This is a genomic window from Planktosalinus sp. (assembly GCF_059864935.1).
This window is the reverse complement of the sequence record NZ_JCBCCK010000156.1, coordinates 1-1,613: the sequence shown is the minus strand read 5'-3', so window position 1 is coordinate 1,613 and position 1,613 is coordinate 1. Positions and strand designations below refer to the sequence as shown.

The 1,613-nt window shown below is 43.1% G+C and carries 2 protein-coding genes; one reads left to right on the top strand and one right to left on the bottom strand.

The features are described 5' to 3' along the window. A partial coding sequence (locus tag AC6F75_RS06195) for an OmpA family protein (RefSeq protein WP_500714081.1) occupies positions 1-312 on the top strand: 312 nt, incomplete at its 5' end. Between the two features lie 418 nt (positions 313-730). On the opposite strand, the gene AC6F75_RS06190 is transcribed toward AC6F75_RS06195, so the two are convergent. Beyond that, positions 731-1,498 (bottom strand): polysaccharide pyruvyl transferase family protein, encoded by a 768-nt coding sequence (locus AC6F75_RS06190; RefSeq protein WP_500714080.1) that lies wholly within the window; start codon positions 1,496-1,498, stop codon positions 731-733. Between the last annotated feature and the right edge of the window lie 115 nt (positions 1,499-1,613).

Genomic DNA, 1,613 nt, shown 5'->3' with positions numbered 1-1,613 from the left:
TATTTCAGATTTAACAGCGACCAGCCTGAGGTTTATTCACTAAGTGCTGTAAACTATCTGGTGACTTATATGAAACAAAACCCATCTGCCAATGCTGAGTTGATTGGATTTGCTGACGAAATTGGTAATGCAGAATACAATTTACAATTGTCTGAGCGCAGGGCCAATAAAGTAAAAGACCTTATGGTAGCAGCCGGTATTGACGGTGCCCGTTTAACCACAAGAGGTGGCGGTGAAGATGATTCTGTAAACAAAGACTCGTCTCATGCCCGCCAATTGGTGCGTCGTGTGACTTTTAGATTGACTAACTAAGGAATAGCTTTTTTAATATATGGAATCCCCGTAGTTTTTATGCTGCGGGGATTTTTTTGTTGGTTATTGGTGTATTTGTTAATGGTTAATGGTTAATGGTTTGTGGAAGCTTCTTGTCTGTGCCATAAAATCTCTTTGCGATTCTTTGCGAAAGGCTTTGCGAGCTTTGCGTGAAACTCAGGGCGTATTTCTCGCAAAGGAACGCAAAGTTTAACCGCGAAGGGGCGCAAAGATTGAGTTGATGGAAGTTTCTTACCTGTGCCATAAAATCTCTTTGCGATTCTTTGCGAAAGGCTTTGCGAGCTTTGCGTGAAACTCAGCACGCATTTCTCGCAAAGTTTAACCGCAAAGGGGCGCAAAGATTGTAGGGAATTTGATATTTCAGTAACTAATTCCTATCACCTTGTTTCCCCCTCACCTACACAAACGGGCACACCTCCATCAACCCCTTTTGCAATTGACTGATTACAGCTGTATCCGGTAAGGACGGATAAGCATCCAATCGCTTTTCCAACTCCTCTATGGAAGGTAACTGTTCAGACACTTCCGGTTGATAGAAAGGAAGTTCGACTGACTCAAAATAATCCCGGAACTTGATGCCGTCGCCAAAGAGTTTGTTTGAAAACTGCACCCACACCGCCGGAATGCCATAGGCATGTGAAACAATCAAGCCATGCAGCGAGGACGAGACGATGCGTTCGCAGCTTAAAAACAGATTGGTGGTGGCTTCAACATCATTGGTCATCAGGTCGATGAGCAGGACGTTTTTTTCGTTTTCGTAAAAGGGTTTGATGGTTTTAAAGTCATTGTAATGAGCCACTATGCCCAGTTTGTATTTTTTTTCAATGGGTGGGTTGTAATACAACGGCAACAACAGGCCCGGGTCGCCATAGACTTCAGGGACTTTATGGCCTTGCTCCAATAATCGTTTTCGGGTTTGGGGGCCCCTTACGGCAAGAAATTTGGAGGGCTTGACCACCTGGTCTTTTAGAATGATTCCGCTGCCCCAAACCACACACTTGCGATTGACATGAGCCAACACACTGCCGGCAGTAACATAGATGGGTTGCCACAAACCACTGATATGGAAATTTTTGGGATGCGTCCAGACCGCCTTTTTGCCGGAAATCTTCTCCATCAGGTATTTCCCCAGAAAATCACCATAATTCTCGTGGGATTTGCGCATCAAAAAGATTTCACTCCACCAAAAGACGCGTATTTTTTTAATATTGTCCATTAAAACTTTTAAATTTCATTATATCCTAATCTACAAATCTATAGGTGTTTTCAATTATTTAAAT

What these genes read in the sequence shown, in the direction of transcription:
- AC6F75_RS06190 (WP_500714080.1), bottom strand. Translation starts at nt 1,498, where the DNA reads ATGCGCAAATCCCACGAGAATTATGGTGATTTTCTGGGGAAATACCTG.